The organism is bacterium (Candidatus Blackallbacteria) CG13_big_fil_rev_8_21_14_2_50_49_14, assembly GCA_002783405.1.
Lineage (GTDB): Bacteria > Cyanobacteriota > Sericytochromatia > UBA7694 > UBA7694.
Genome location: PFGG01000047.1, coordinates 14,120 through 37,715, shown reverse-complemented (window position 1 = coordinate 37,715; position 23,596 = coordinate 14,120). Strand labels below are relative to the sequence as shown.

At 48.8% G+C, this 23,596-nt stretch carries 14 protein-coding genes and 1 tRNA gene; 6 read left to right on the top strand and 9 right to left on the bottom strand.

What is annotated here, in order from left to right:
- The first annotated feature begins 33 nt into the window (after window positions 1-33).
- Together COW20_11400 and COW20_11395 are read left to right on the top strand one after the other, a co-directional pair.
- Window positions 34-1,293, top strand: a complete 1,260-nt coding sequence (locus COW20_11400; protein PIW47776.1) for a cell surface protein — start codon at window positions 34-36, stop codon at window positions 1,291-1,293.
- Window positions 1,181-3,229, top strand: coding sequence for a hypothetical protein (locus tag COW20_11395; protein ID PIW47775.1), 2,049 nt, complete (start codon window positions 1,181-1,183; stop codon window positions 3,227-3,229). The genes COW20_11400 and COW20_11395 overlap by 113 nt, the downstream gene beginning before the upstream one ends.
- Here the strand turns inward: COW20_11395 and COW20_11390 are convergent.
- The 3 genes from COW20_11390 to COW20_11380 all read right to left on the bottom strand — a co-directional run bounded on the left by COW20_11390 (window position 3,226) and on the right by COW20_11380 (window position 5,363).
- Window positions 3,226-4,995, bottom strand: coding sequence for a hypothetical protein (locus tag COW20_11390; GenBank protein ID PIW47774.1), 1,770 nt, complete (start codon window positions 4,993-4,995; stop codon window positions 3,226-3,228). The two genes, COW20_11395 and COW20_11390, sit on opposite strands and share 4 nt — an antisense overlap.
- 14 nt (window positions 4,996-5,009) lie before the next feature.
- Window positions 5,010-5,093 (bottom strand) — tRNA-Leu (locus tag COW20_11385).
- On the bottom strand, window positions 5,094-5,363 hold the full coding sequence (locus COW20_11380; protein ID PIW47773.1) for a hypothetical protein: 270 nt from the start codon (window positions 5,361-5,363) through the stop codon (window positions 5,094-5,096). It lies immediately after the preceding tRNA gene.
- 756 nt (window positions 5,364-6,119) lie between these two features.
- On the opposite strand from COW20_11380, the gene COW20_11375 reads away from it, so the two are divergent.
- A complete protein-coding gene (locus COW20_11375; protein PIW47812.1) occupies window positions 6,120-7,532 on the top strand; it encodes a hypothetical protein in 1,413 nt (470 codons plus the stop codon).
- On the opposite strand, the gene COW20_11370 is transcribed toward COW20_11375, so the two are convergent.
- A complete protein-coding gene (locus tag COW20_11370; GenBank protein ID PIW47772.1) occupies window positions 7,521-10,895 on the bottom strand; it encodes a hypothetical protein in 3,375 nt (1,124 codons plus the stop codon). The genes COW20_11375 and COW20_11370 overlap by 12 nt on opposite strands.
- Window positions 10,896-10,900: 5 nt before the next feature.
- Window positions 10,901-17,089: a hypothetical protein gene (locus COW20_11365; GenBank protein PIW47771.1), complete on the bottom strand. Its 6,189-nt coding sequence runs from the start codon at window positions 17,087-17,089 to the stop codon at window positions 10,901-10,903.
- Window positions 17,090-17,442: 353 nt separating this feature from the next.
- On the opposite strand from COW20_11365, the gene COW20_11360 reads away from it, so the two are divergent.
- Both COW20_11360 and COW20_11355 read left to right on the top strand, forming a co-directional pair.
- The gene (locus COW20_11360) at window positions 17,443-18,309 is read left to right on the top strand and encodes a hypothetical protein (GenBank protein PIW47770.1); all 867 of its coding nucleotides are present in this window, start codon (window positions 17,443-17,445) and stop codon (window positions 18,307-18,309) included.
- 30 nt (window positions 18,310-18,339) lie between these two features.
- A complete protein-coding gene (locus COW20_11355) occupies window positions 18,340-19,233 on the top strand; it encodes a hypothetical protein (protein ID PIW47769.1) in 894 nt (297 codons plus the stop codon).
- Here COW20_11355 and COW20_11350 read toward each other — a convergent pair.
- From COW20_11350 to COW20_11340, 3 genes are all read right to left on the bottom strand, one after another.
- Window positions 19,196-19,558, bottom strand: coding sequence for a hypothetical protein (locus tag COW20_11350; protein PIW47768.1), 363 nt, complete (start codon window positions 19,556-19,558; stop codon window positions 19,196-19,198). The two genes, COW20_11355 and COW20_11350, sit on opposite strands and share 38 nt — an antisense overlap.
- A gap of 51 nt (window positions 19,559-19,609) precedes the next feature.
- Window positions 19,610-20,194 (bottom strand): hypothetical protein, encoded by a 585-nt coding sequence (locus tag COW20_11345; GenBank protein ID PIW47767.1) that lies wholly within the window; start codon window positions 20,192-20,194, stop codon window positions 19,610-19,612.
- 82 nt (window positions 20,195-20,276) lie between these two features.
- A complete protein-coding gene (locus tag COW20_11340) occupies window positions 20,277-21,491 on the bottom strand; it encodes a hypothetical protein (GenBank protein ID PIW47766.1) in 1,215 nt (404 codons plus the stop codon).
- 148 nt (window positions 21,492-21,639) lie between these two features.
- On the opposite strand from COW20_11340, the gene COW20_11335 reads away from it, so the two are divergent.
- Entirely contained in the window at window positions 21,640-23,004 is a 1,365-nt protein-coding gene (locus COW20_11335; GenBank protein ID PIW47765.1) for a peptidase S8, read from the top strand.
- A gap of 56 nt (window positions 23,005-23,060) precedes the next feature.
- On the opposite strand, the gene COW20_11330 is transcribed toward COW20_11335, so the two are convergent.
- Complete coding sequence (locus tag COW20_11330) at window positions 23,061-23,591, bottom strand: hypothetical protein (protein PIW47764.1); 531 nt, start codon at window positions 23,589-23,591, stop codon at window positions 23,061-23,063.
- Between the last annotated feature and the right edge of the window lie 5 nt (window positions 23,592-23,596).

Genomic DNA, 23,596 nt, shown 5'->3' with positions numbered 1-23,596 from the left:
TCAAGCCATTGAACTTCATACAGGTAAATTTCCATGCATGCCTTTCCCCTTGTTCTGCTGGGCCTTTTCTTGCTGTTGGCTTGCACCCCTACAGGCTCTCTTGCTCCCTCGGCCAAGCCTTCTGTTCTGCCTGCTGCACGGCCCTCGGCTGCTGCAATCGCTGTGCCCACCCCTTTGCCTTTGCCTTCGGTGCCTGCTGTCTTTCCTTCCGCGAAACCCGAAGCTTCGCCAGAACCTGATGCTTCGCCCGAACCCCCCTCTGCCTCTGAAACACCTCAAGCTGAGCCCAGTTCCGAGCCGATTGCGCAGACTCCTGGAGAAGGGGTTTTGGTTTGGTCTTTTGAAACGGGCGGTGCGATTTACGCCAGTCCGACAGGTGATGCCCAGGGTGTGGTCTATGTCGGCAGCAATGACTCTACACTTTATGCCCTGAAACCGGATGGCAGTTTGCGTTGGAAATATCCGACCTTCACAGCTTTGGCCGGTCGGCCTCTGGTGGGGCCCAATGGTTTGGTTTATTTCAGCAGCCGTGAAGGTTTTCTCTTTGCCTTAGACAGCAATGGCCGTTTGCGCTGGAAGTTTGCGACCGATGGTGCGATCAAGGCCAGCCCTGCTCTGGGGACTGACGGCACGATCTATGTGGGCACGGTGACGGGGGCTTTTCATGCGATTGCATCCGATGGCACTGAAAAATGGAATTATTACGCAGATGAAGAAATTTTGGGAACCGCTGCTCTTGATGCGAGTGGCCATGTCTATTTTACAGCGGCAGATGGTTCTCTTCATGCCTTGAATACCGATGGTACCAAACGTTGGGTCTTTTATGCCGGAGACGCAATCTGGTCGAGTCCGGCTTTGGGGCCCAATGGCATGATTTATGTAGGCAGCATGGACAATCAGCTCTATGCGCTGAATGCCTTTGGGCAGAAACAGTGGACCTTTACCACTGAGAATGAACTGATCGGCAGTCCTGTCACCGCCCCCGACGGGACGATTTACGTGCCCAGTGCGGATCGCAAGTTGTATGCGCTGAATCCACAAGGCAAAGAACTCTGGCGTTTTGAAGCCCTGGATGCTTTAGAATCCAGTTTGGCTTTGGACAAGCAGGGCCATCTTTATTTTGGCAGTACGGATGCCACGGTTTATGCGCTGAATGCGCAAGGCCAAGAACTTTGGCGCTATGCGCTGCCCGATAGTATTTATTCCAGCCCTTGGGTCAGTCCAGAGGGCACTGTCTATATTGGCTGCAATGATAAAAAACTTTACGCCTTCCGGGCTCCTAAACCGCAATAAGCTGAAATCAGAGGTCTTGCGCTTGAAAAAGCCGGTTGTAGTCAGTTTGGTGCAAATCACCGAAGATATGCTGCAGTTTGTGAATCTTCCCTATGCGATCGGTTTGCTGCAAGCCTATGCGCAGACCCATGCTTCAGATCCTGGTCGCTATTTATTCACCTTGCCGATTTTTGAGCGGGGCCCTTTGGCACAAAGGGTACGTGAACTGTCTCTGGCAGATATTGTGGGCTTCAGTCTCTATGTTTGGAATGCAGAATATTCACTGGCCCTGGCGCGCGCTTTGAAATTGGCAAAACCCGAGGTGCTGGTGGTCGTGGGAGGCCCCCATGTGCCCGATCAGCCGGATCTTTTTTTACAGCAAAACCCGTGGGTCGATCTCTGTGTGCATGGAGAGGGGGAAGAAACCTTTCTGCAGATTTTGGAAAACTATCCAGCTCTTGAACACACACAAATTCAAGGCCTCAGTTACCGATTCGACAAGCACTTGATCCAAACAGAGCTGCGCTCCCGCAGCCGAAATTTGGATCGGATGGTCTCGCCCTTTCTCAAGGGGGTTTTTGAGCCCTTGTTTTATCAATACCCCGATTACCGTTGGGTGACCGTTTGGGAAACCAACCGGGGCTGCCCTTTTTCCTGTGCTTTTTGTGATTGGGGGTCTGCCACCAAAAGCAAGGTGCTTTCTTTTGCGCTGGAGCGCTTGCAGGCTGAACTGGAGTGGTTTGCCCGCCAAAAAATAGAGGTTATTTTTTGTGCCGATGCCAATTTTGGTATTTTTCCCCGAGATCTTCAAATCGCAGAAGCAATGGCAGAGTTGCGCAAGAAAACAGGTTACCCTCATTTGTTTTATACACAAACTGCGAAGAATGCGCCGGATCGCGTCTTTGAAACGCAAAGCGTACTGTTTGAGGCGGGTTTGCATGCGGGCACTACGCTTTCTCTACAAACGGTTTCGGAGCCCGCACTCAGTGCGATTCTCAGGGAGAATATTTCCCTGAAAGCGTATCAGGAGCTTCAAACCCGTTTTCATCAGGCGGGAATGCCCACCTATACCGATGTCTTGGTGGGGTTGCCAGGCGAAACCCTTGCTTCTTTTCGCGAGGGCGTGGGGCGCATGATTGCCAGTGGTCAGCACCGTGAGATGCGCTTTTATAATGTGTTTATCCTGCCCAATGCTGAGTTGGCTGCACCCGCTTATCGCGAACAGCATCAGATTGTTTCTGTCAGATTGCCCTATCGTACGCCGCTGAGTCGGGTTCAGCCTCCTGTTGAAGGGCTTCAGGAATGGCAGGAAATGATCGTGGCTACACGGAGTTTTTCAGACGCAGATTGGCTTCAGATGCGGGTTTTTGCCTGGATGACCCAAATTCTTTATTTCAGCAAGGCTTTGCAAATGCCGATCATGTTGATGCACCAAGCGGGATTGGCTTCTTATCAGACGATTTTGCAGGCCTTTTGTGAGCTTCAGAGCTTCTCAGAAACGCCGTTTTTTGCTTCGCTGAATCAGTTTCTCAAGGCCCAGGCTGAGGAAATTTTAGCAGGCAAGAGAGAGTTCTGTCAGGGACAAGAATCTCCTCAAGGGCCCTGGGTTTGGATGTCGCCTGATTATTTTACGCTGGTGTATTTATTAAAAAGTGAGAAATTAGCGCAGTTTTATGCTGAAAGCGAAGATCTTTTGGTCTCACTGGCTCAGTCTGATCCGCGCTTGCCCAGACAGGCCTTAAAAGAAAGCCTTGAACTCAGTCAGGCTTTACTCATGACCCCATTGCCTGGCCATGCCGGTTTTGCGCGCAATCTGCATTGGAATATCTGGGAGGTTTATCAGGCTGGTCTGAGTGGTCAGCAGGTGCCTTTGCGTTCGGGGCTTTGGTTCTTTGAGGCCCAGGCAGGCACAAAGGGTTTGCAGACACGCGAAACCCTTTTAAGTACCTCGTTTTAAGCTTCATCGATAAATACATCCGGCTGGCCATAAATTTCCTGGTAGAGCTTATCGCTCGCCAAGAGGTTTAAATGGCTGCCTTGGGCGCGTATTTTGCCCTGAGAGAGTAAAACCACGCGATCGGCTCGCTGCAGTGTGCTGACCCGGTGGGTAACCAGCAAGACCATCAAATCGGGCATCAGGCGGTAAAGAGATTGCCAGAGCCGCGATTCTGTTTCGGCGTCCAGAGCAGAGGTACAATCATCGAGAATCAGAATTCGGGGGCTGCCCGCCAAGGCTCGGGCAATTGCGATGCGTTGTTTTTGCCCGCCTGAAAGACGCACACCGTGTTGTCCCACACGGGTTTCAAGCCCCTCTGGAAAAAGTGCGAGATCCTGTTCCAATTGCGCGACTTGAATGGCTGCTTGCAGTTTCTGAGGGGAGATTTCACGGCCAAAGCGGATATTGTTGGCAATGGTTTCAGAAAAAAGACTGGGAATTTGGCTGACATAGCCTACTTTCTGGCGCAGTTCCTGCAAATCGTAGCGAGAGAGTTCTTGTCCATTCAGCAATAGTTTGCCTGTTTGAGGCTGAATAATGCGGGGAATAAGATTGAGCAAAAGAGTTTTTCCGCTGCCCACAGGGCCTGCCAGGGCCAGGGTTTCGCCGGAATGGGTCGCCAAAGAAATCTTTGCAAGCCCTTGGCCTGTCGCAAACTGATAATCAATATTTTCAAAGCTTAATGCAAATTTGCCGGTGGGAAAGGGCAGGGCGTCGGCCTGCGGCAGAATATCAGGGGGAAAGGCTTCCATTTCACGCACTCTTTCGACTGAAACGCCTGCCGTACGTCCTTTGATAAAAAATTGTCCCAGGTCTACCATGGGCCAGATCAACATAAAAATATAGGAGTTGAAGGCAATCAGAGAGCCCAGGCTCATGGCTTTGTGAATCACCAGCCAACCCCCAATACCAATCATAATCAAGAGGCCCAATTCAGAAAAACGGCTGTAGCTCAGCTGGAGCAGAGAAGAGACCTTGACCAGGGCAATTTCTTTCTGCATCTGTTGTTTGACAACCTCAGAAAAGCTTGCAATCTGCCGTTCACCTTGGTCATAGGCTTTTACGACCCGAATCCCTTCAAGGGTGCTGGTGAGAAAACTGTTAAGGGCAGAAATGGCTTTCTGGCTGTGGCGTGAAAAAGCTTGGGTACGGCGTGAAGAATGAATATAGAAAATGCTGACAAAACCCAGCGGCACAGTCGTCAGCAAGGTCAGCCCGAGATGCAACTGCGACATAAACCAGACACAGCCCACAATCATCAACAGAGCTTCGTAGAGTCTGAATATACCACTGCAGGCAAACCAACCCAGTTTATTCTCGCTGATATCGTCAATCAAACGGGTAGAAACATCGCCTGTGCGAAAATGGTAAAAGAAGGATTGGCCTTGTGTGACAATTTTACGCGCCAGACGCATGCGAAAATCGTGTTCAAAACGAAAATTGGTCATGCCACGGGTACTTTGCACGGCCACGTAGAGAATGAAATGCGCCAGGCCCAGGCCTAGAATCCATAAGGATTTTTCAAGCAGCCAGGCTTCCTGAAGTGAATTTTTTTGCAGTTCGTCGATAATCTGACGTACCAACATGGGAACCCAGGCATCAAAGAGTACCACCAGGGGAGTGGTGAAAATCAGAAAAAGCAGACGTGGGCTGAGGGGTTTCCAAAAAGGCCAAAGCCATTGAAGGGCTGAGGATAAAGAGGCTGTCTCTGAGGATGTGTTTGACATGGGTGAAGTTAAAGTGCCGAGGAAGGGAGTCGAACCCTTACGCCCTTGCGAGCGCTAGTACCTGAAACTAGTGCGTCTGCCAATTCCGCCACCTCGGCTCAGGTGAAAACAAGTATACCAGTCTCTTTCCGAAAATGTAAATCAGATCCCTGGAAAAACATCTGAGAATAAGCAATTTGAGCGCTGTACCGCTTCTCTTTGTTATTTAGTTTTAAGCCCTTGTTAATCAGGATTAATTTACGATTAATTGGAACATTCATAGCAGAGAGAAGGTCTATAAGAGTGATACGGGAAGGTAGATTTTTTGTTCTGTTCGTGCGGGAGCCTGCCCATGTGAAGCCAATAGGGAGGCGAGAATGAAGTTTCATAAGTTGACAGTACCCTTGCTTTTAAGTATTTCTTTGGGAATGCTTTCTGCTTGTTCCGAAAAGTCAGTGATTCAACCTGCTTTAAGCTTAGATCCTCAAGTTTCTTCCGGCAGTCAGACTTTGTCCAAATCTGCCCAAACGCGTTTTGTGCGTTTCCAGGTGGATCCTTCGCAGGCTGGCTTTGCTGTGAAGCAAACCGCCCAAGCCAATTATATTAAGCTGACAGCTGTGAATGGCGCTCAGACTGTTTATGACTCCCGTGCAGATGCTCAGGGGTTTGTTCAGGTTGTGAATGCTGCCACACCTTTTTCTTTAGGTGCCCAGATTCCCGATGGCAATAATTGGGTGGTCACGGTGGGGTTCTATAGCAATAAAACCTCCCCTCCAATTCTGGAGCTAAAAAATGCCTTCCATGTGCCTTTGACAGGGGCTGTTTCGGTGAGTATGCAAACCCATTTGACTGGCGCCATTGTTGAAGAACTGCACAAAATGAGTTCAACAATACTCAATACAGCACTTGATTTGAATGCCTATCAATCCTTTGTGAATGGCTTAACAGGCGCCACGGTCACCAATAATGTTTTAAGCTTTACCCGTTTGACGTCTTTGAACCCTGCGACGCCGCAGGCACTTTCACCACGGGCTTTGGCACTTGAGATCAACAAAGGCACGATAGCGGCTGTTAACAATACCACAGGTTCAGGTCTGACCCCCACGAATTACCAGCTTACTCCCTTTGCCTTTGCGCGTTATGTGATGACCTCTGGTACCTATGGGGCTGATCAGGCAGTCGCTCTGAACGCCAATAATGGCTGGGCTTTTTTCAATGATGCTTTAGACGGCAATACCGCCAGTGAAAAAGTCTATGGTCTGTCTGCCAGCACAACCCTTGATGCGGCTTCGGGCTTGAAAAACTTCACGGCTAATTTTAACCCTGTCACGGGGCATCAAATTATGAGTCCTGAAATTGTTTTGGGGGCTACCAACCCCACGGGCAATTCCGAAAAAGCCTCTCTGTTTTATTTGGATATTGAACAGGTGGGAAGCAGCAATACTGGTCGGGTGCATGCCTTGGATCAAAGCAATGCCACCGAGATTTGGTCCTATACCTTTCCTTTTTCGATCAATAACTATGGTTCTTCCGATAAAGTGCATGCTCCGCTCTTGCTCTGGCGTGATCAGGGAGTCAATCCAAGTTGCAAATGTGATGATGAAGACTTTGTGTACACCTATATCAATGCAGACAGTACCCACAGTGGGATTTATGCTTTGAAACAGGCCCGGGCAGGTGGTGCTGGAACAGCAGCCGACGGCACAACGGGTTCCCAAGTCTGGTTCTATAATCTTGCAAATAACAGTATTACCGTCAGTGGCGGCGCTGTTTCTAAAGATGGCAGTAAACTTTATTTTGTTACCAATAGCAGCACAGCCAGTGATCTGATTATTTTAAATCGCAGTGACGGCAGTTTGGTGCAAACAGTCAGCCTGGGTTCCGGCGCAAGGGTATCCCCTGTGATTGGTACAGATGGAACGGTTTACGTTTTATCTACCAGCACCTCGAACAGCCGTCTCAAAGCTTTTAACCCTGATGGAAGCGTCAAATGGACAACGGATGTGAATTTTGGAAATGTGCCTTTTTCCCATGCCCCGATTGTGGATCGCCAAAATAACAAAGATGTGATTTATCTGATCTCCAACAAGGATCAAACCACTCCATCAGCTCAAAATGCTTTTATTTACGCCTATTGGGAAGACGGGACCGCCAAATGGACCAGTCCTTTCCGTGTGACCACCTCAACAGAGAATAAGGTGTATGCAGGGCTTTTGGTTGGTGCTGAGCTTGATGGCAGCCGATTGCTGTATACAGGTTTGAGTAATGCCAAACTCTATGCTATTCGCGATAAGGGTACACAAGGCCAATTGGAATGGGAAACCTCTCCTGGTGGAACACTCTGGAACGGTTTGAATCTGCGCAATGGCTTGCTTTATGTCTCGACTGTGGATGGGGGCGATCGTCAGTTTGTCTTGATGCACGCTTTAAAGGTTTCGACACCCAATGTTCCCGCCAGTGCGCCTTGGCCCAAAACAGGGGGCAATTTGCGCAATTCAGGTGTTTCACATACGGTTGATCCTGAAGCGAGCAATCTGCGCGCGAATTCAGTTTCCTGAAACAGGGAGCGAATTCAAGAGTTTTAAGCCGTGCAGTGCTTGAAATGAATCGGGATTAAAGCCCAGGGCCTCTTGAAAGAGGGCTTGGGCTTTTTCATATTTGTGCAGAATCAGGCAGAGATTTCCAAAATTGACACTGACCGCTTCACAGGGCGCAAGCTCTTTTAACTCCTGATAACACGCTTCTGCTTCGTCAAAGCGTTGCATCAAGGTCAAGACCCGTGCTTTTTGAAAGCGCAGATCTACCCGATCTTCATGTGTTTGAGGCTTCAGGCTGTTTAAAATCTCAAGCCCGGTTTCAAAATTTTTACTCTCAATTTCTGCGCGTGCCAGATAAAAACGTGCGCCATGGTGTGTTGGTGTTTGCTCCAGGCAACCCTTGAGATAAAAACGTGCCTGTTCTGGCTGGCTGAGGCGCAGACAGATCTTTCCGGCTTCAAACAGAATGGCAGGCTGTTCTGCTTGCCAGCGTAAGGATTCCTGTAATTCTTTGAGTGCTTCTTCATTCAGGTTGAGAGAACTCAAACATTTACCTGAAATTCCGTGTAAAAAAGCGCGCTCATGGGGAAGATCCGTCAGCAAGAGGTGTTTTTGTGCTTTGTCCAAGGCTTCTTGAAAATACATTTTTTCAAACAGCACGCTGATATATTCCAGCACAAAACCTGAGGACGCATTCCGTCTTTGGGCCTGTTCATAGGCCACCAGAGTCAGACGATCCTGCTTGAGTCCGATATAGCTGCGGGCCAGCAGAATATAAGGCCAGAATTTATCTTTGCAACTGTCCAAAGACTGGTTCAGCACTTCAACGGCTGATTTGAAATAACCCAGATTGAGATAGAGCTCCCCCAATAACCAGAGACTGTTTTCATGGACTGTTCCAAAGCTTTGAATATTGCGCAGGAGTTGGAGTGCTTCCGTGAGTTTGTTTTCCTGATACAGGCGAGAAGCACAAAAATGTAAGGTAATACGGCTGGTTTCAATTTGCAGCAATGCCCGAATTTTTTCATCCAATTGTTCTGTTTTTGCGCGATGCACAGCCCAAAAGGCCGCTTGAAAACGTTTGAATTTTTCAGGCACGGGCAGGGGTTGAAGATTTTTGAAATCTTGAAGCCATGGGCGTAATTTTTCCCGACTTAAAAGACTGCGTTTGTGAATATCCCAGTACGTTAGCTCGTTGATAATATTTTTGAGTTGAACTGAAATATGGGGAATAGAGTTTTCCCATTTCAGAAAACGTTTGCGGCCAAAGGAAAGAAAAATTTCAGGAAAAATACCCGTCAAAGCTGCCATCAGCGTGATGCCCAAAGCGTAGCTATCACTGGTCTGGTTGACCTGATGCTGGTTTTCCTGTTCGGGAGGGGCATAGGGGAAAGTCGCAATCGGTTGGTAGGGTTGAAAATCAGGGGGAATAGCCAGGAAGGAATCCAGGTCGAAGAGTTTGATATCTCCTGTTTCAGTCAAGAGAATATTGCCGGGTTTGATATCCCCATGCACCAGGGGGGGATCGAGGGCTTGTAAATGTATGATGACAGAGGCGACGGTGATCAGGATTTGCCAAACAGTCTGTTCCGGCGCAGCTCCTTTTCTTTCCAGATAATCTTGAAGGGTTTCTCCTTTTTGCCAGGGATAAATCAAATAACCATAGGGTTCAACAAGAAAAACGTCTTGAATGTTTTGAATATAATCGTGCTGTATTTTAAGCAGATATTCATATTTATACAAAAAATCCTGGCGTTTAGCTGCTGGAATGAACTGTTCTTTCAGCAAAACCTCTACACCCTCTTCTGTTTGGGCGCGGTAGACGGAATTGAAATTTTCAAGATCTGGGTTTCGGTGTTTCAGACATTCCAGAATGGTATAGCCTTGAATCTGATCTCCGACCTCAAGACCGAGAGGGAGCATACAACGTTGGCACCAGGCTTGTTCTGGTGAGTTGCGGTGACCTTTGCGGCAAAGAATGGTTTCAGCTGTTTGAGCGGTTTCTGTGTGAAAGCGTGCCCGCGTACCTGAACTTAACGTTCCCTGCCGATATTTTTTTGCCTGTTCGGGCAGGCCTTGCTTTTCAAACAATTCAGCGAGAGCCTGTTTAAAGCGGGGATTGTGGCGCTGTTGCCAGGCTTTTTTATAGGCCGCTTCTGCCAGGTTAAATTGGGACATTCTTTCCTGGCAGGAACCCAAGAGGTACCAGGCTTCGGGATAATAGGGAGCAATCGCAATTGCGCGCAGCAGGTCTGATGCCGCTTTTTCTATTTTTTGATTGAGAATATGGCCCTGCGCTTTTTCATAGTAAAAGCAGGCCCGCTCTTCACTTCTTAAGGCTTGGTCAATCAGGCGTAAAAAGGTCGGGTAGTCTTGGCTTCTCAGACAAAGTGCCTGAAAACGATAGGCTTGTGAAAACAAAAGATGCTGGCGACAGGCCTGTTCAAAAGAGGGGAGCGCGTTTTGGAGTTTTCCAGCCTGAAACAGGGCGTAGCCCTCTGCAAAGAGTTGGCTTGATTTTTGTAAGGTTTGACGTGCCTGATCTGAACTGTAGCAGGCAGGCAGGTTTTTGATTCTGCGTGGATCAGGAGCTGTTTCAAAATCTTCCAGCCAACGTCTGAATTCTGTACTGAGCAAGACTTTTACTGCCTGAATGGATAGGGGCTCAGGGTACCACTCCACAGGTGAAGAACCTGTGATGCTTTCCAAAAGCAGGGCCCGAAGTGCTGAGCGCATCAGATGAAAATGATAGGCTTCGGGAGCTTTTTCCTGTCGGTTGCGGGCACTGTGGTAGCCCAGAAAATAGCGTGGGTAAAGCAGTTCCTGAGATTCAAAAACACAGTATTCCCATTCGAGAAAACGCCATTGACCCTGGGCGTCTTTTCCGGTGAGGAGAGAAGTTAAACTGGGGTTGAGCAGTTTTCTTTCCTGCAGTTGAATTCCCAGGCTTTGCAGGCTTTGAAAGAGTCCCACTAAATCTTCGGGGGCTAAAATACCGGTTTGGTCAAGCTGGGATCTTAAGGGCGTTTGTACAATAGGCCACAGATCTTCAGTATAACGGGTATGCAAAAACTGTAAATTTTCTGCTTGCCAATGGCCATAGTCGAGAATGGCCTGCCCTCTTTCTGCAAGCATGGGGTTGAGTGTTTGATAGATCTTTTCGCGGGTTTTGGCTTGAAAGTATTCAAGCGTTTCTGCAATCAGACCTGTATCTGAACCGTTTGTAACACGGTAAAAATAGCGGTCATGCCGACGTTGTGATTCAAGAATTTTCCAGGCGCCCAAGTACGTACCGGGGGGCAAGGCAAAAATCCAACCGCAGGTCACGCAAACACGGGCATCGGCAAGAACCGAATGCCCGTGCGGACAGTTTTTATCCTGCATAGCCTCTAGATAGACTTATAGTAAGCCATAAACGAGGTCTGTTGAACTTCGACCTGTTTGCGGATACGATCCCAATTCAAGAAAAGTTTGCTTGAGATCAAATCGTTGAACTGGTCATTGGTGGCAGCGCTGATAAAGATACTCTTGAACAGGCCATATTTGAAGACATCCTTGTATTCAGGGTTATCCAAAATACGCTTGAGTTCTTGAGTAAACTCATTTTCTTTGCTGCCTCCGGTACGGCCTTCACCGACCGCCAGATAATTTTCATAATTGATCTGGCTGATGGTACCTGATTTTAAGGGCTGTCCCAAAGAGGTCACCACCGGTTGGTCGACGGTAATGGTGCTTGCTCCAGCAACCGCATTGGCTGTCAGGGTGCGCGTAATCCCGTTGATATTCACCTTGGTGCCGTTTGTGAATTTGGCTGCTTGTGCAGCTGTAATCGGTGCATCCAGGCTAATGGTGGTGGTACCCGCATTGGTATTGGAAATAGTGAATTGGGTGGCCGGTGAGGTATCTCCAAAACCAATGGTTTCTGTAACCGGGCGGGTATTGGCGACATCCACCTTGGGAGGGAAGCCCGTAACATCATATTCTTCCCATTCCAGGGTGACCTTCATGCCTGCGCCCATCGACATGGCCACAGAGCGGTTCAGGTACATTTGAATATCCTGGGTGCCCAAACCATTGCCCACGCCGATCACATCCCCGACTTTCGGTTCTGTGGAAAGGGGGGCGTCTAAGGTGACAGTGGTGCCCGAGATATCAGCAATAATACGCCGTTCTCCGTTAATGGTTACCTTTTGACCAATGCTCAATCCAAAGGCGTCTGTTACCGTCAGCGTGGGGGTGGCGGCTGTTGCATTTGAAGCCGTAATCCCCTGGAAGAGCCCTACGAAATAATTGAGGTCATTGGTGACAATCGGGTTGAGCTGTGTATCTTCCTCAAAGAGGGCAATGGGCCAATCACCGGCACCATCGGTATAGTTGAAAACACCGCCTACACCGGTAGTGGAGTAGGATTGTTTCAAGGTACTGGGAATCAGCTGTTCTCCGCTTTCTACTTGTACTTTTACCGATTTGAGACGGCGGGGGCGTGGATTGCCATCATCATCCTGGGCGATCAGGTTGAGAGCCACCTGAGCATCGGGTTGTACATAGCCATGAGGAGAATCAAAGAGTTCCGGCGCAATTCGGTTGTTTTCCACGGCTGTGGTACGCGGATCATCGCCAGCAAGGCGACCCACGCGGTCATAGTCAGAAGAAATACCAATACTGGCCAATTGACCCGGTTGTTGGGTGCCCAAGGCGTCATAGTCGATTTTGACATTGCTGCCGTGGGGATCGGGGTTGCCGGCAGCATCGGTGACTTGAACGGTATATTGACCGGTCTTCGCACGGATTTGCAAATCGGCATGAACCAAATCTGAGACGGTGGCTGCACTGCCTAAAGTATTGCCGATCGCCCCCCCATCGTTGCGGATCAAGAAAATGGTTTGAGGTCTTGTGGTTGTATTTTTATAAACCACGCGGTATTCTGTCGGGTCGGTCCCCAGGGTGACAATATTCTTGGGGTTTTCCATGATAAAGCCCTCGGCATCATCGACATGGAGCAAAACCCCATTGGGCCAGGTATCAGGCTCAGCTTCACCAGAGGCAAAAACGCCCCCGGCTTGCCCAAGCAGTGTTTTGGCACTGGCCAGACTGATCGATCCATCCAGATTGCCATCCACTCCGTCCAGTACGCTACGGAAGCTCATGTACTTGCTGCCTGTACGGGTGACTGTTTCTGCACCATAGGCATTGAAGGTAAAGGAGGTGGCTATGGGGTCGGCCGGGTTATCCGGATCGTCAAAATCAGGATAGGGGGCGGTATAGTCGAGCAGGGGCAAGGGAATGACATGGGGATCAATATTGCCCAAGGCATTTTTCTCGTTTAGGATCAATGTACCGCCTCGGTTCACCTCTTGCCCCATATCGAGAATAATACTTGAGTTGTTGAAGTTCATGGTGGCAATTGCCGTATTATTGCCCAAGGCATTGACGGCATTGGTCACATTGCTGGAACTTACCACATTTTCTGCGTATTTGGTCTCTCCATTCAGGCCTGGAAAGCCCAACCATACTGCTTGCGTGGTTGTGCGTTGGGTATTGTACATTTTGGCATTTTGCTCAACATACCCCAGGGTCACATTGGCAAAAGACGGCATATTGGCATTGGAAACGTAGGTATGGTCACCGGTATAGGTTCCTGCCATATTGGATTTGCGACCATCGAAGTTCAGTGCGGCCATGCCATCGTTATTAAAGTTTTTGGGCCCGCCCAGAAGGGTGGAGTTGCCGGTGGGGGTATTGGCTCCGCCTGCAGCATCTACTGAATTATCGAGATCTTCACGGTAATAGTAGAAATTACTGGGCAAGGAACCCACATAGCTTTCTCCGAATCTACGCCCTTCGGTATCTCCTGGCACCAGATTCAGGTCGGGCACATAGTCAAAGAGATTGTAGTCGTCATTGGCCATGGGCAAGCGATCGTGTTGGTTGACATAGGCTTCAAAACTTCCTGCTCCGGCGTAAGTTGTATTATAGGCCGCATTGAAGGTCGCATTGTTGGCATTGTCAAAGTTACTGACTTGGCCATTTTTGGTGGCTCCGCCGCCTGTTGTATAAACACGCTGCGAAGAGAGTACATCGTTGGCATTGAGCGGATCATAATAGCCCTTGCCAAACTGGTCATAAATATTTCCACCTGCGTCTACGCGGTAACGGGGAACCGTGGTATAACCAGGAACCGTACGTACATACATATCTGCCGAGGTGATATTGATCGACATGTCCCGGCGCTCAATCGAGCCCAAGTTCATGAGCAGATTGTTTTCATTGCGCAGAACATTGACGTCTGAAGTGGGAATGGTGAGATTGAAATCCAGGCGTGGTGTTCCGGCAGGATCGCTGGATTTAATCGCTGCCCCAATTCGGTCAATCGTATTTGTAAAGTCGGTATCAGGTGGATTTGTCAGAGAGTTGGGCACAGGACTGAAAATGGGCGGTGGGGTGGAATTCAGACTGTAGTAGTCGGGGGTAATCACCGCACCCGGATTGGCTGTGCGCAGAGGATCCAAATAGGGGACGGTCGATGTTTGTGGGGCTTCCCCCTGCATGACCTCATCCATTTGGGTATCGGCGCGCTGAGCCGCTGTTGCGGCAGAATAGACCCCTGCATCGGCAAACGTGAGCGGATCTGCATCGGCAAACTGGTAAGCTTCACTGGGGTTGCTGGCCGTGGCACAGGTGTCACCTGGCAAGGTTACTGCTACGAAGTCATGGGCTTCGGCAACGCCATTGGTGAGCAAATTAAAGTTGGTGCTTGAAACCGCAGCATTGCCTGTGGTGCCCCAGCCATCAATCTGGGCCTGAAGCGGATCCGATTGAAGATTCAAACGGCGGCTGTTGAGATCCACAAAGTATTCGCCACTGAGGGTTGAATTTGCGCCCAGATCCAATTCAGCAAACTCCCAGGGGCTGCGCACGATATCGTTGCGATCAGCCGCCGTATGCTGAATATTGTATTGATCATTGAATTGGGTAAATTGGTAAATCCCAGGAATATATTTATTGATGACTTCGTCCGGGCTATTGGCCTGAAGTACGGTGGGGTCCCCATTTTGAATGATGGGGGGCACATTGCCGGCATTGTATTTGCCCTGGGTCCAGGTTCCCAAGGTGCCGTCATAGGTGACCAATTGCACGTCTTCGATTTTCATTTCAAAGCCATTCAGGTCACCGTCGAAATAGACATTGATTACGACTTGGTTTGAACTGGGGCCCTGTACCACTTCGGCGCTTACCTTTTCTGTGGAACCAGAGAAATAGGCATCGGTTGAGAGATTCGCAACCAGATCTGATTGTCCCAGCAGCACTGGGCCCGCCCCCATGGGGGAGTTGCTCAGATAGGTAAAAGGGGGCATGGCATGGGCAAAGGTGTTTGTCCCATAAGCTTTGCCAACAAAGTCACTGTCTGGGGGATAACTGGTCCAGTCGTGGTTGCTGTAATCCTGAGGAGGCTTGGGGATTGGGTCATCGCCGGGGGATGCGAATTGTTTGTAGTTCTGGTGAATGCGGAAGGCGTATTTCATATTCACCATGGTGGCATTGGTAATGCTGATATCACTGCAGGCATCCAAGGTGAAACTGATCAGGGGCTCGGTGGCCCCAATCACGTCGGGCATTTTGATAGAGACGACATCGGTGACGGCAGGGCTGTTGACCACAATCCCCTCTTTGGCAAATTTGGGAATGGTGGCGGCAGCATCAGAGAAGAGACTGACCGTGACTCCTGCAGAACCTGCTGTAACAGGATTGGAGGGCCCCCCATTGATGGGAATGACGGTAAAGCCTGTGCTGGAGGGGTTGGCATCGACCTGGTAAATAAAACCCGGTTGGCTGCTGAATCTCACGTAGTCACCATTGGCAATGCCTGAAAGATCGTCATCAACCGTAATTTCAGAGGGGGCATTGCCGGTTCCGGTATCTGAACGGGTCGTGGAAGTATTCCACATGATCTGGGAAATCGTGGTTGAAATGCCCTGGGGTTGCAGGGTAATCGTATTGCCTGCACCAAAGAGCTGACGGGTAGCCGTTGAAACGGTAATCGGATTGGCGACGGTGCCGAAGTCATTGGCACCATAGGTATTGGTGGTGGGGTAAGAAGCGCCGGTGACTGTGCCAGAGGTATAGAGTTTGGGGGGGGGATATTCATTTTCGGCAGTATTGTCTTTCCAGGCCTGACCACCGGTATTGTGAATGCCATCGACTGAATAGGAGACTGCGCCGCTCTGGGTGCCTGGAATATAGGTATAGGCACTGTAATCAAAACCATTATTGGCAATACGATCACGGCTGATTGCAGTGGGGGCATCTAAAATTTGAGGTTCAGTACCGTTCAAGACTTTTAAACTGTCATAAAAGGGGTGGGTGGGTGGAATATCATAGACCATTTTGTATTCGGTGGGCACGGTGGTTCCATCCGGGCGGGTGTCTACACTGACCACTTCAAGCGCCATCGGCAGATCATCGAATTCCCAGCCAAAATTGACACTGTCTTTGCCGACCACGTTGAAATTGGCAGAGGAGGATGCCCCCCCTACCAATTTGGTCAGAACGCCGCTGCTGTTATTTGAACCTGCGGGAGAATCTGTCCAGATTTTATTCAAAACATAGTCAATGGCTGTAATGGTGACGGTAACGGGCGTAGAGCCATTTTTGGTGACTGTAATACTGTCCCCAACTAAAAAGGGCGCTGCATTATCAACTTCAATGGGGTTTCCTCCAGGTGGAGAACCTGTACCATTCCCGGTACTGATATTCGCTGTGGCGTAAATTGCACTGGAGTCGCCCCCGGTATTGATGGTATCACTGGCATGGCTATAATCTACGCCGCCGGGGCGAATTCCCGACATATTGACAGCGGGGTAACCCGGATAATTGGCGGCTGCTCCTGTATAAACAGGGAAACGATCACCTGCTTTCATGGGAGGATATTGCGGTTTATTGGGTTGCAGGGCCGTGACGTTTACCTGCAGGGTATTGTTGTTATCGGTTGTGGCATAGGTCGCATTGATACGATCCAGATCCCAGCCCCAGAGATAGGAGACGGTTGACCAGAAGGCCCCATTTTCAGTATAGGATTTTTCGAGAATCTCACCGGGTTGTTGCCAGAAGGTACGGTTGACGGTTTTGTCGCTTTCGTCAATCGCTTTAGAGCCAAAGAAGGGGTTCCAGGAATAGTTGCGGATTTTATCGTAGTCATCGTCGGGGGTAATGCCAGCAGCCCCAGTGGGGTAGCCTCCTGTATCGGGCGTGGAGTTGATATTGGCCAAACCATTTAATGCAGAACTGGTGCCAAAATATTCGGGCTCCTGTGAAACTTTGCGGAAAGCGGATTTATTATCAATAAAACGACGGTAGAGGGTGTTGAGTTTTTCTGTCAGTTCGTTGAGTTTGGTTTGCAGATCTGCCATTTTGGCCTGGTGATATTCCAGGCCTTCACGCAGTTCTTTTTCGCGCTGTCCTTGATCGGACTGCTGTTCGATCGTGCGCTGAAACCGATTGACATCATAGTTTTCTAACCGGTATTGGTTATTATCCGTCAGAAAATTATTATACAGTTGTCCAGAAAAAATGCTGGTCATGGTGTTTCAACTAACCCCTTGGTGGTAAAACTCAACAATGAAAAATCTTATTTAAAACAGAACTTTCTACTCAAATCTTCGTTGTGAAGATAACTATCCACGTCCACATATCCTGATCTAAGCTGTTGTTCTTGACCCTTGAAATGATTTTTTGACGTAAATTTAATTCTTAAAAAATATATTTAATCCTTATTTAATGAATAAAGTGCAGGCATTCCAGTCTTGAGGATCTGGTTTTTTGTAAAATTTTTTAAGCACGATCCAAAAGCTTGTATTATAATGATCGGGGATATACTGTCCTTTCTTCAATCTATCAACCACGATTAACTTTTATCAACGAAGGGAAGAGCTGAATGGCTGACGATTTTGATGCGGATGACGAACTGGAGGAATCTGGTGATTACGCAGCAGAGGAAGAACAGGATCCCTATGTAGAGATCAGTGAACTTCGTCAGAAACTGAATCTGTTGCAAAAAACCAAAGAGGCACAACGTGCCCGTTACAAAAAAGAGATGCAGGTGATTGTGCAGGCTCTTTTGACCAAACACCGTGAATTGCAGAAAGAGAATCACTTTTTGCAACAACAACTGAATCAGATTATGGGAGAAAGTGGGGATCAGGAAGATTTTCTTTCAGATCTCAAACAAACCATTGCTGACCAGAAAAAAGAAGTTTCCGTGCTGAAACGTCTGGTTCAACAGTATGAAGGCCAGAACAGTGAGTTTCAGCAGGACATTGCTGAATTGGATACGCTCCGTGACATGATTCTTGAAAAGGATCAGTTTATTCGGGACCTTGAAAACAAAAATGAAGAATTTGTTTATCAACTTGAAGCCAAAGATGGCATTATTTCACGCATTTCTACCCAAGTAGCAAATCTGGAAGCCGATGTTTACGCGCTTCAAAAACGCATGCGTTCTACGGGCAATCAGCAAACGACTGAATATCTCGACGAATTGAATGCAATGAAACAGAAATTGGCTGATCTCGAAGAAAAGAAAAACCATTACGAACAACTGGCCCGTCAGGCCTATGAAGAGCGCCAGGCGGCAAAAGCTGCAGCTGCAACTGCAGCTCAGGCAGATTCCTCTGCCCTTAAAGAAGATGCTGCCGCTGATGCCCAGTATGAAGAGGCTATGGACATGTTGCTGGAAGAATTGCAGGAAAATCTCTCAACCTATGATGAGATTTCTTCACAATTTTCCAAAGCACGTGTTTGATTTTCAAGCTGAATTGAAGTCTCTTCCCGCGTGATTATTTATGTTTTATTGGTGTGGCTTTGTGCCACACTCTTTTTTTGGGTGCTTGAAATTGTCGGCTTTTCTTGGTTGCCCCACCCCCAGGATTATCTTGCTGAGTTGATTCAGGCCCAACCTGAACTGGCACAGTCGGTGGGTCAAAATTTGGGTCAGAATCCCCAGGTGATGCATGCGCTTTTGCTCTTTGGGTTGGGGATTTGTCTTTTGGTGACAGGTTATATTCTTGAATGGAAAATCAAACCCATTCAAAATCTTTACCGTTTTTTACAGAAGATTTATCCGGTTTGGTATCGCCGCTGGCCAGCTTCTTTGCGGGAAATACTGCTGAGTGCTGTTTGTTGGGGCTTGGGGGCTGGGGTAATCCTTGTTTTGGGACTGATGGGTGCTCCAGGTTTAAAACTGCTTTATATCAGTGTGTGTTGGAGTGGTTTTATGTTGGGGGTCATGATTTTACCCATTCTTCACTACCGGGTTGTGCAAGCAGAAGATCGTCCCGAGAAACCGCCCCAGGCCTTGATACATAATCTGGTTCCCGAGTTTCCTTTGCGCCATTCTTTGTTGATTGGGCAAATTTATCTGCGACTTTTACTTCCGCTATTTTGTCTCTTTACCTTGGTGATTCCCCCTTTGGGATTGGGCTATTTGCATCTTTTTGCGCAAGATTACGCCTTACTTTTTGGCTCTCTTTTAATCGGCTTGGGCCTGGCTTGGCTCTTAATGCGCCCGTCGCATTTAGAACCCAACGCTTTTCGGGACAATCTCTTTCAATTGGGGGGCCGTTTGATTTTGGCCGGTGGACTTTTGTTCTTTGGCCTTTACTCTGAAAATGCAGTTGTACTCAGTCTTTTCAGCGTTTTTGCAGGCCTTTTTGCTGGGATTTATTAGCACAATTGTTTAAGCCGGGATTTTCTGTTGCCAGCGCAGGATTACAGCCTGTTTTTAATTCGATCTCATTGCTAAAGCCGTCCCCATCACTGTCGAGCAAAGCCCAGGTTTTCATGGCTTTTTGCAGGGTATGGGCCTGTGGGTTGAGTTTTGCGAGATCCTGTCCCAGTTGATTCAAGGCGCTGGGAGCATGGCAGAGAGTGCATCGGTACGCATTTTGATAGCTGTATCTGACTTGATCGAGATAGCCCGAATGACTTTCGCTGGTTGGGGTCAAGACCCACAGCAGGCCACCGACAAATAAGAAACTGTAAATATATTTCATGGGCTTATTGTAGCATAAGCGTTTCTGATGAATACGTTGCTGGCCTGTGTTTTATTGATAGGGAGGGCCCAAAACCCAGGTGACCATGCTGTAACGCTTGCCGGAGAGCACAGGTTTGACCTGGTGGGGAAGATAGGCTGGAAACATGACCACCATGCCCTGAGACAAGGGAATGGGCTCTTCATCGGCCCCCATTAATTCTCCGCCTTCAAAATCCTTGGGATCGGAAAGCAGGGTGACCACACTGAGTTTGCGCGTAGAATGAACCCCTTGACCGAGATCCGTATGCATGCGGTAAAAGCCATTGAGAGGATATTCCAAAATCTGTAAATTGGGAAATCCCAAGAGCCGGAATTTAAAGGTTTCCTGGTTGATTTCCTTCACCAATTGGTGAATGCGTGCAAAGACCCATTCGTTTTCAGGCAGATGATCGACATATTTGCTCATGGTATAGCGAATACTGAAGTCTCTGACTTCTTTGTGCTCGCCGGTCGCTTGCATGGTTTCCCCATATTTTTGATAGGAACAGGGGAGTTCAATTAATTTTTGGCATTCTTCGGGGCTAAAAACCTTTTCGCAGGAGACAGGAGTCATCAAATAGTCGTTGATCGGAAGGTTAAGACTTAAGTTTTGCATGACGCACTGCCTTTAAACAGCCCGAAAGGCTGTTTTTTCTTCAAGATTAAGCCCGAAGGCCAGAGACTGTCAAGTCTGAGGCTCAAGGCTTCAGTTTTAAACTGGCTTGAAACCAAAAAGAATCTTTTCCATACCAGGCCATGGGGGAATTTTCTGTAGGAAATTCAAAGCTGGAAAGTTCCTGGTTTTGGTTGGTGAGTTTGAGTTTCAGGCCACCGGGAGCCAGTGAAAAATAACGCGTTTGAATCGGTAATTGCCAATATTCAGCGCTTTGGTGGTTTAAAGGAACACTCCATAGCAGGGTTTCTTTTTGCCAGACTTCAAGCCGTGGGGCCTCTACTGGGCGTAAGATTCGAAGGGCTTGAATTTCCAGACGGTGGGTATAGAGGGGGGCCTGCAGATAATTTTCTGAAGAAGCGGGCAGACCCGAGACATGTTGATGCACGGCGTAGTCAGGATCTGCGAAAATATCGCCAGGCCACACAGGGCCATCGTTTTGATCATCATGAACCCAAGGGGCAGAAGCCGCATTCAACCAGGTATAATCATTGGCTCCGAATTCACCAAAGCGTCGATAGGGGGTGCCGGGGCCGGTCTGGTTGCGACGTTGCCAGAGTTCGTCAAAGGGCAAAAGGCGATAGTTACAGATTTTTTGAAAGCTGTCAGGGCCTTGGGGAACGGCTGCCTGTTCTGCCGCTTGGTAGAGAATACCGCTGCCTTCAGGACGGGTTGAGTACAGACCATAATTGCCGTGCCCCCCTGGGGGAATCAGGATGCGGGGGCTTTGGCCTGCGAGGGGCAAGGGGCCTTCAATCGGGGTGGAGCGAGATTTTAAGCGGGCTGCAGCATAGGCATGAAAATCAAAATGGGCCTGGGTTTCGAGCAAAAGCAAACGCCCTCGGGGAGAACCGTCTTTGTGAATCACCAGGAGCAAATCTTCAAGATCGTTTTCATGGCTGCTGAGGGGGTTGTCAAAACCGGGTTCCCAGTCACGGGGATGAAAAATCCCATAATAGATAAAAAGCAAATTTTCAGTTTCTGCCACATGGTAATAGACGGCAGCCTGAAGTGGAAATTTTTGCAGATTTTCCCAATTATTCCAACCATCAAAATCCCCATCGAAATCAAAGCGGGTGATATAGTCAGCTTTTGGTAAACGGGGATCGGTTTGCTGGTAAATCACGGGAGCCCAATACAAGGCTTGTTCTTCGGCCGGTGACGAAGCCGGGAAGACGGGTTGCATGAATTGAAAAAAGCCCAGGATCCAGGCTAAAAAGATTAAAAATGGCGTCAACATGCCTTCATTATAGTGAGGGATCTTCTCACGTTAAAAATAATGTTGTTAAATAAAAATTAAAAAAATATTAAATTTTTTAATTGACTTAATCTTATTTTAACAATATAATAATTTTTAGCTAAGATTTTTTCAGGAGATTTATCGCCACATGATCCGAAATTCTATTCGTTTTACAAGTGTTCTTCTTGCCAGCGGCAGTTTGCTGACTGCATTGTCAGCTTGTCAGTCCGGTCTTGCACCGGCTGTTACTTCCCAGCAATTGGCCGCCCGTGTTGGCGCGGCGTCTGCTGTGTCTTCTGCCCAGGTTAACCGTACTCCACTTAAAGCATCACTTTACGCATCAACCTCAGCTATTCCTGGAGAAATCATAGTCAGATTTAAACCCGGGGTGAGTGTCAGCTCAACCCAGTCAGTGCTTAGCACTTTGCGTCTGAGTTCTGTTCAAACGTTAGGCTTACCTCACCTCGGTATTCAACTTGTAAAGGCGCCCGCTGCCAATACGGCTCAAGCGATTGATGCCCTGCGCAAAAATCCTTCCGTACTCTATGCTGAACCCAATGGCATTATCAGCCTCAGCCCTGAGCAAGCCGTTCCTTACCAGATCTCCCGTGAAGGGGATGCGCCCGGTTTCCCCAACGATGAAATGTTTGAAAAGCAATATGCTCACAAATTGACCAGCTCTCAAAAAGGGTGGGAAATTCAAAAAGGGAACCCCGATCTGCTGCTCGCGATTGTGGACACTGGCGTGGATCTGAAACACCCTGACCTGGCTGCTAAACTGGTCAAAGGTTATGATTTCGTAGACAAAGATGAAGATCCCAACGATGGTCAGGGGCACGGCACCCATTGCGCAGGCATTTCTGCAGCGATCACCAATAACCAGATTGGTGTTGCCGGTTATGCACCTGGCGTCAAGGTTTTGCCCGTACGCGTGCTGGATAACCGTGGTTCAGGCTCTTGGGCCGATGTGGCTTCAGGCATTATGTGGGCTGCAGACAATGGCGCCAAAGTCATTAGCTTGAGTTTGGGTGGCGGTTCTGATTCCCAACTGGTGGGAGACGCTGTAAAACACGCCATTTCTAAGGATGCTGTTGTGGTGGCTGCGATGGGTAATTCCGGTCGTGAACAAAAATCCTATCCCGCTGCCTATCCTGGGGTGGTGGCTGTCGGTGCGACCGACAGCAATGATACCCGTGCCAATTTCTCACAGTATGGCCCTTGGATTTCGGTCAGTGCTCCTGGCGTTGGCATCCTCTCTACTTTCCCGACCTATGCAAGTGGCATGCCCAGCAAGGATTACGGCTCTATCAGTGGCACTTCCATGGCCACCCCCGCTGTGGCTGGTTTGGCAGCCCTGGTTCGCAGCCAGTGGCCTGATCTGAAGCAGGAACAAGTCAAGGCTCATCTTGAAGCCACTACCGATGATCGTGGCGATGTCGGTTTTGACAAATACTATGGACATGGCCGTATCAATGTACTCAAAGCTTTGAGTACTGCCCCTGTCCGCCGTTAAGCAATAATCTCCACACACACACTGTTACCCCGGTTTCGACCGGGGTTTTTTTCTGGCTATTTCAGCCAATCTTCTACAATTGCCACGCGTCTTTGAACCTCTTGACTCTGGGCTGAATGGCCATACCCCGAATCCGGTTCCAGGTCAGAGAGCAGATCAAATTCTCCAGTGAGTTCTGCATGGCGGGATTCCAGTTTGAGCCGTAGGGAAAGATTGTCAAATTCGTTGTCTTCTGGCTCATAAAGATCTGACCAGGGCAAACTGCGGTGAAATTGTTTGATCAGCTGTGCTTTTTTAAGTGGCAGGCAGATCACGCGGGGTTGACGTCGCTGCTCCGGCCGCACGGGAAGGTTTTCAAATGGCCCCAGCAGTTCAATCTGCTGCGCTTGGGCATCAAAGCGAATCAGCCAGACATCAGCAGGGGGGGCACAAGGTGCTGGCAGGTTCAGGAATTGACGCAACCCCTGCATGAGCAACCCTTCTTTCGCCTGGGGAGTCAGTGAACGCCAGCGATGCGAGAATATGGCGAGAGGGGGTGACCAAAAAATCAAGCGGCGATCTGGAAGCCAATTTTCAATAGGTGGCATGCTGA

What these genes read in the sequence shown, in the direction of transcription:
- COW20_11400 (PIW47776.1), top strand. Translation starts at nt 34, where the DNA reads ATGCATGCCTTTCCCCTTGTTCTGCTGGGCCTTTTCTTGCTGTTGGCT.
- COW20_11395 (PIW47775.1), top strand. Translation starts at nt 1,181, where the DNA reads ATGCGCTGCCCGATAGTATTTATTCCAGCCCTTGGGTCAGTCCAGAGG.
- COW20_11390 (PIW47774.1), bottom strand. Translation starts at nt 4,995, where the DNA reads ATGTCAAACACATCCTCAGAGACAGCCTCTTTATCCTCAGCCCTTCAA.
- COW20_11380 (PIW47773.1), bottom strand. Translation starts at nt 5,363, where the DNA reads ATGAAACTTCATTCTCGCCTCCCTATTGGCTTCACATGGGCAGGCTCC.
- COW20_11375 (PIW47812.1), top strand. Translation starts at nt 6,120, where the DNA reads ATGACCTCTGGTACCTATGGGGCTGATCAGGCAGTCGCTCTGAACGCC.
- COW20_11370 (PIW47772.1), bottom strand. Translation starts at nt 10,895, where the DNA reads ATGCAGGATAAAAACTGTCCGCACGGGCATTCGGTTCTTGCCGATGCC.
- COW20_11365 (PIW47771.1), bottom strand. Translation starts at nt 17,089, where the DNA reads ATGACCAGCATTTTTTCTGGACAACTGTATAATAATTTTCTGACGGAT.
- COW20_11360 (PIW47770.1), top strand. Translation starts at nt 17,443, where the DNA reads ATGGCTGACGATTTTGATGCGGATGACGAACTGGAGGAATCTGGTGAT.
- COW20_11350 (PIW47768.1), bottom strand. Translation starts at nt 19,558, where the DNA reads ATGAAATATATTTACAGTTTCTTATTTGTCGGTGGCCTGCTGTGGGTC.
- COW20_11345 (PIW47767.1), bottom strand. Translation starts at nt 20,194, where the DNA reads ATGCAAAACTTAAGTCTTAACCTTCCGATCAACGACTATTTGATGACT.
- COW20_11340 (PIW47766.1), bottom strand. Translation starts at nt 21,491, where the DNA reads ATGTTGACGCCATTTTTAATCTTTTTAGCCTGGATCCTGGGCTTTTTT.
- COW20_11335 (PIW47765.1), top strand. Translation starts at nt 21,640, where the DNA reads ATGATCCGAAATTCTATTCGTTTTACAAGTGTTCTTCTTGCCAGCGGC.
- COW20_11330 (PIW47764.1), bottom strand. Translation starts at nt 23,591, where the DNA reads ATGCCACCTATTGAAAATTGGCTTCCAGATCGCCGCTTGATTTTTTGG.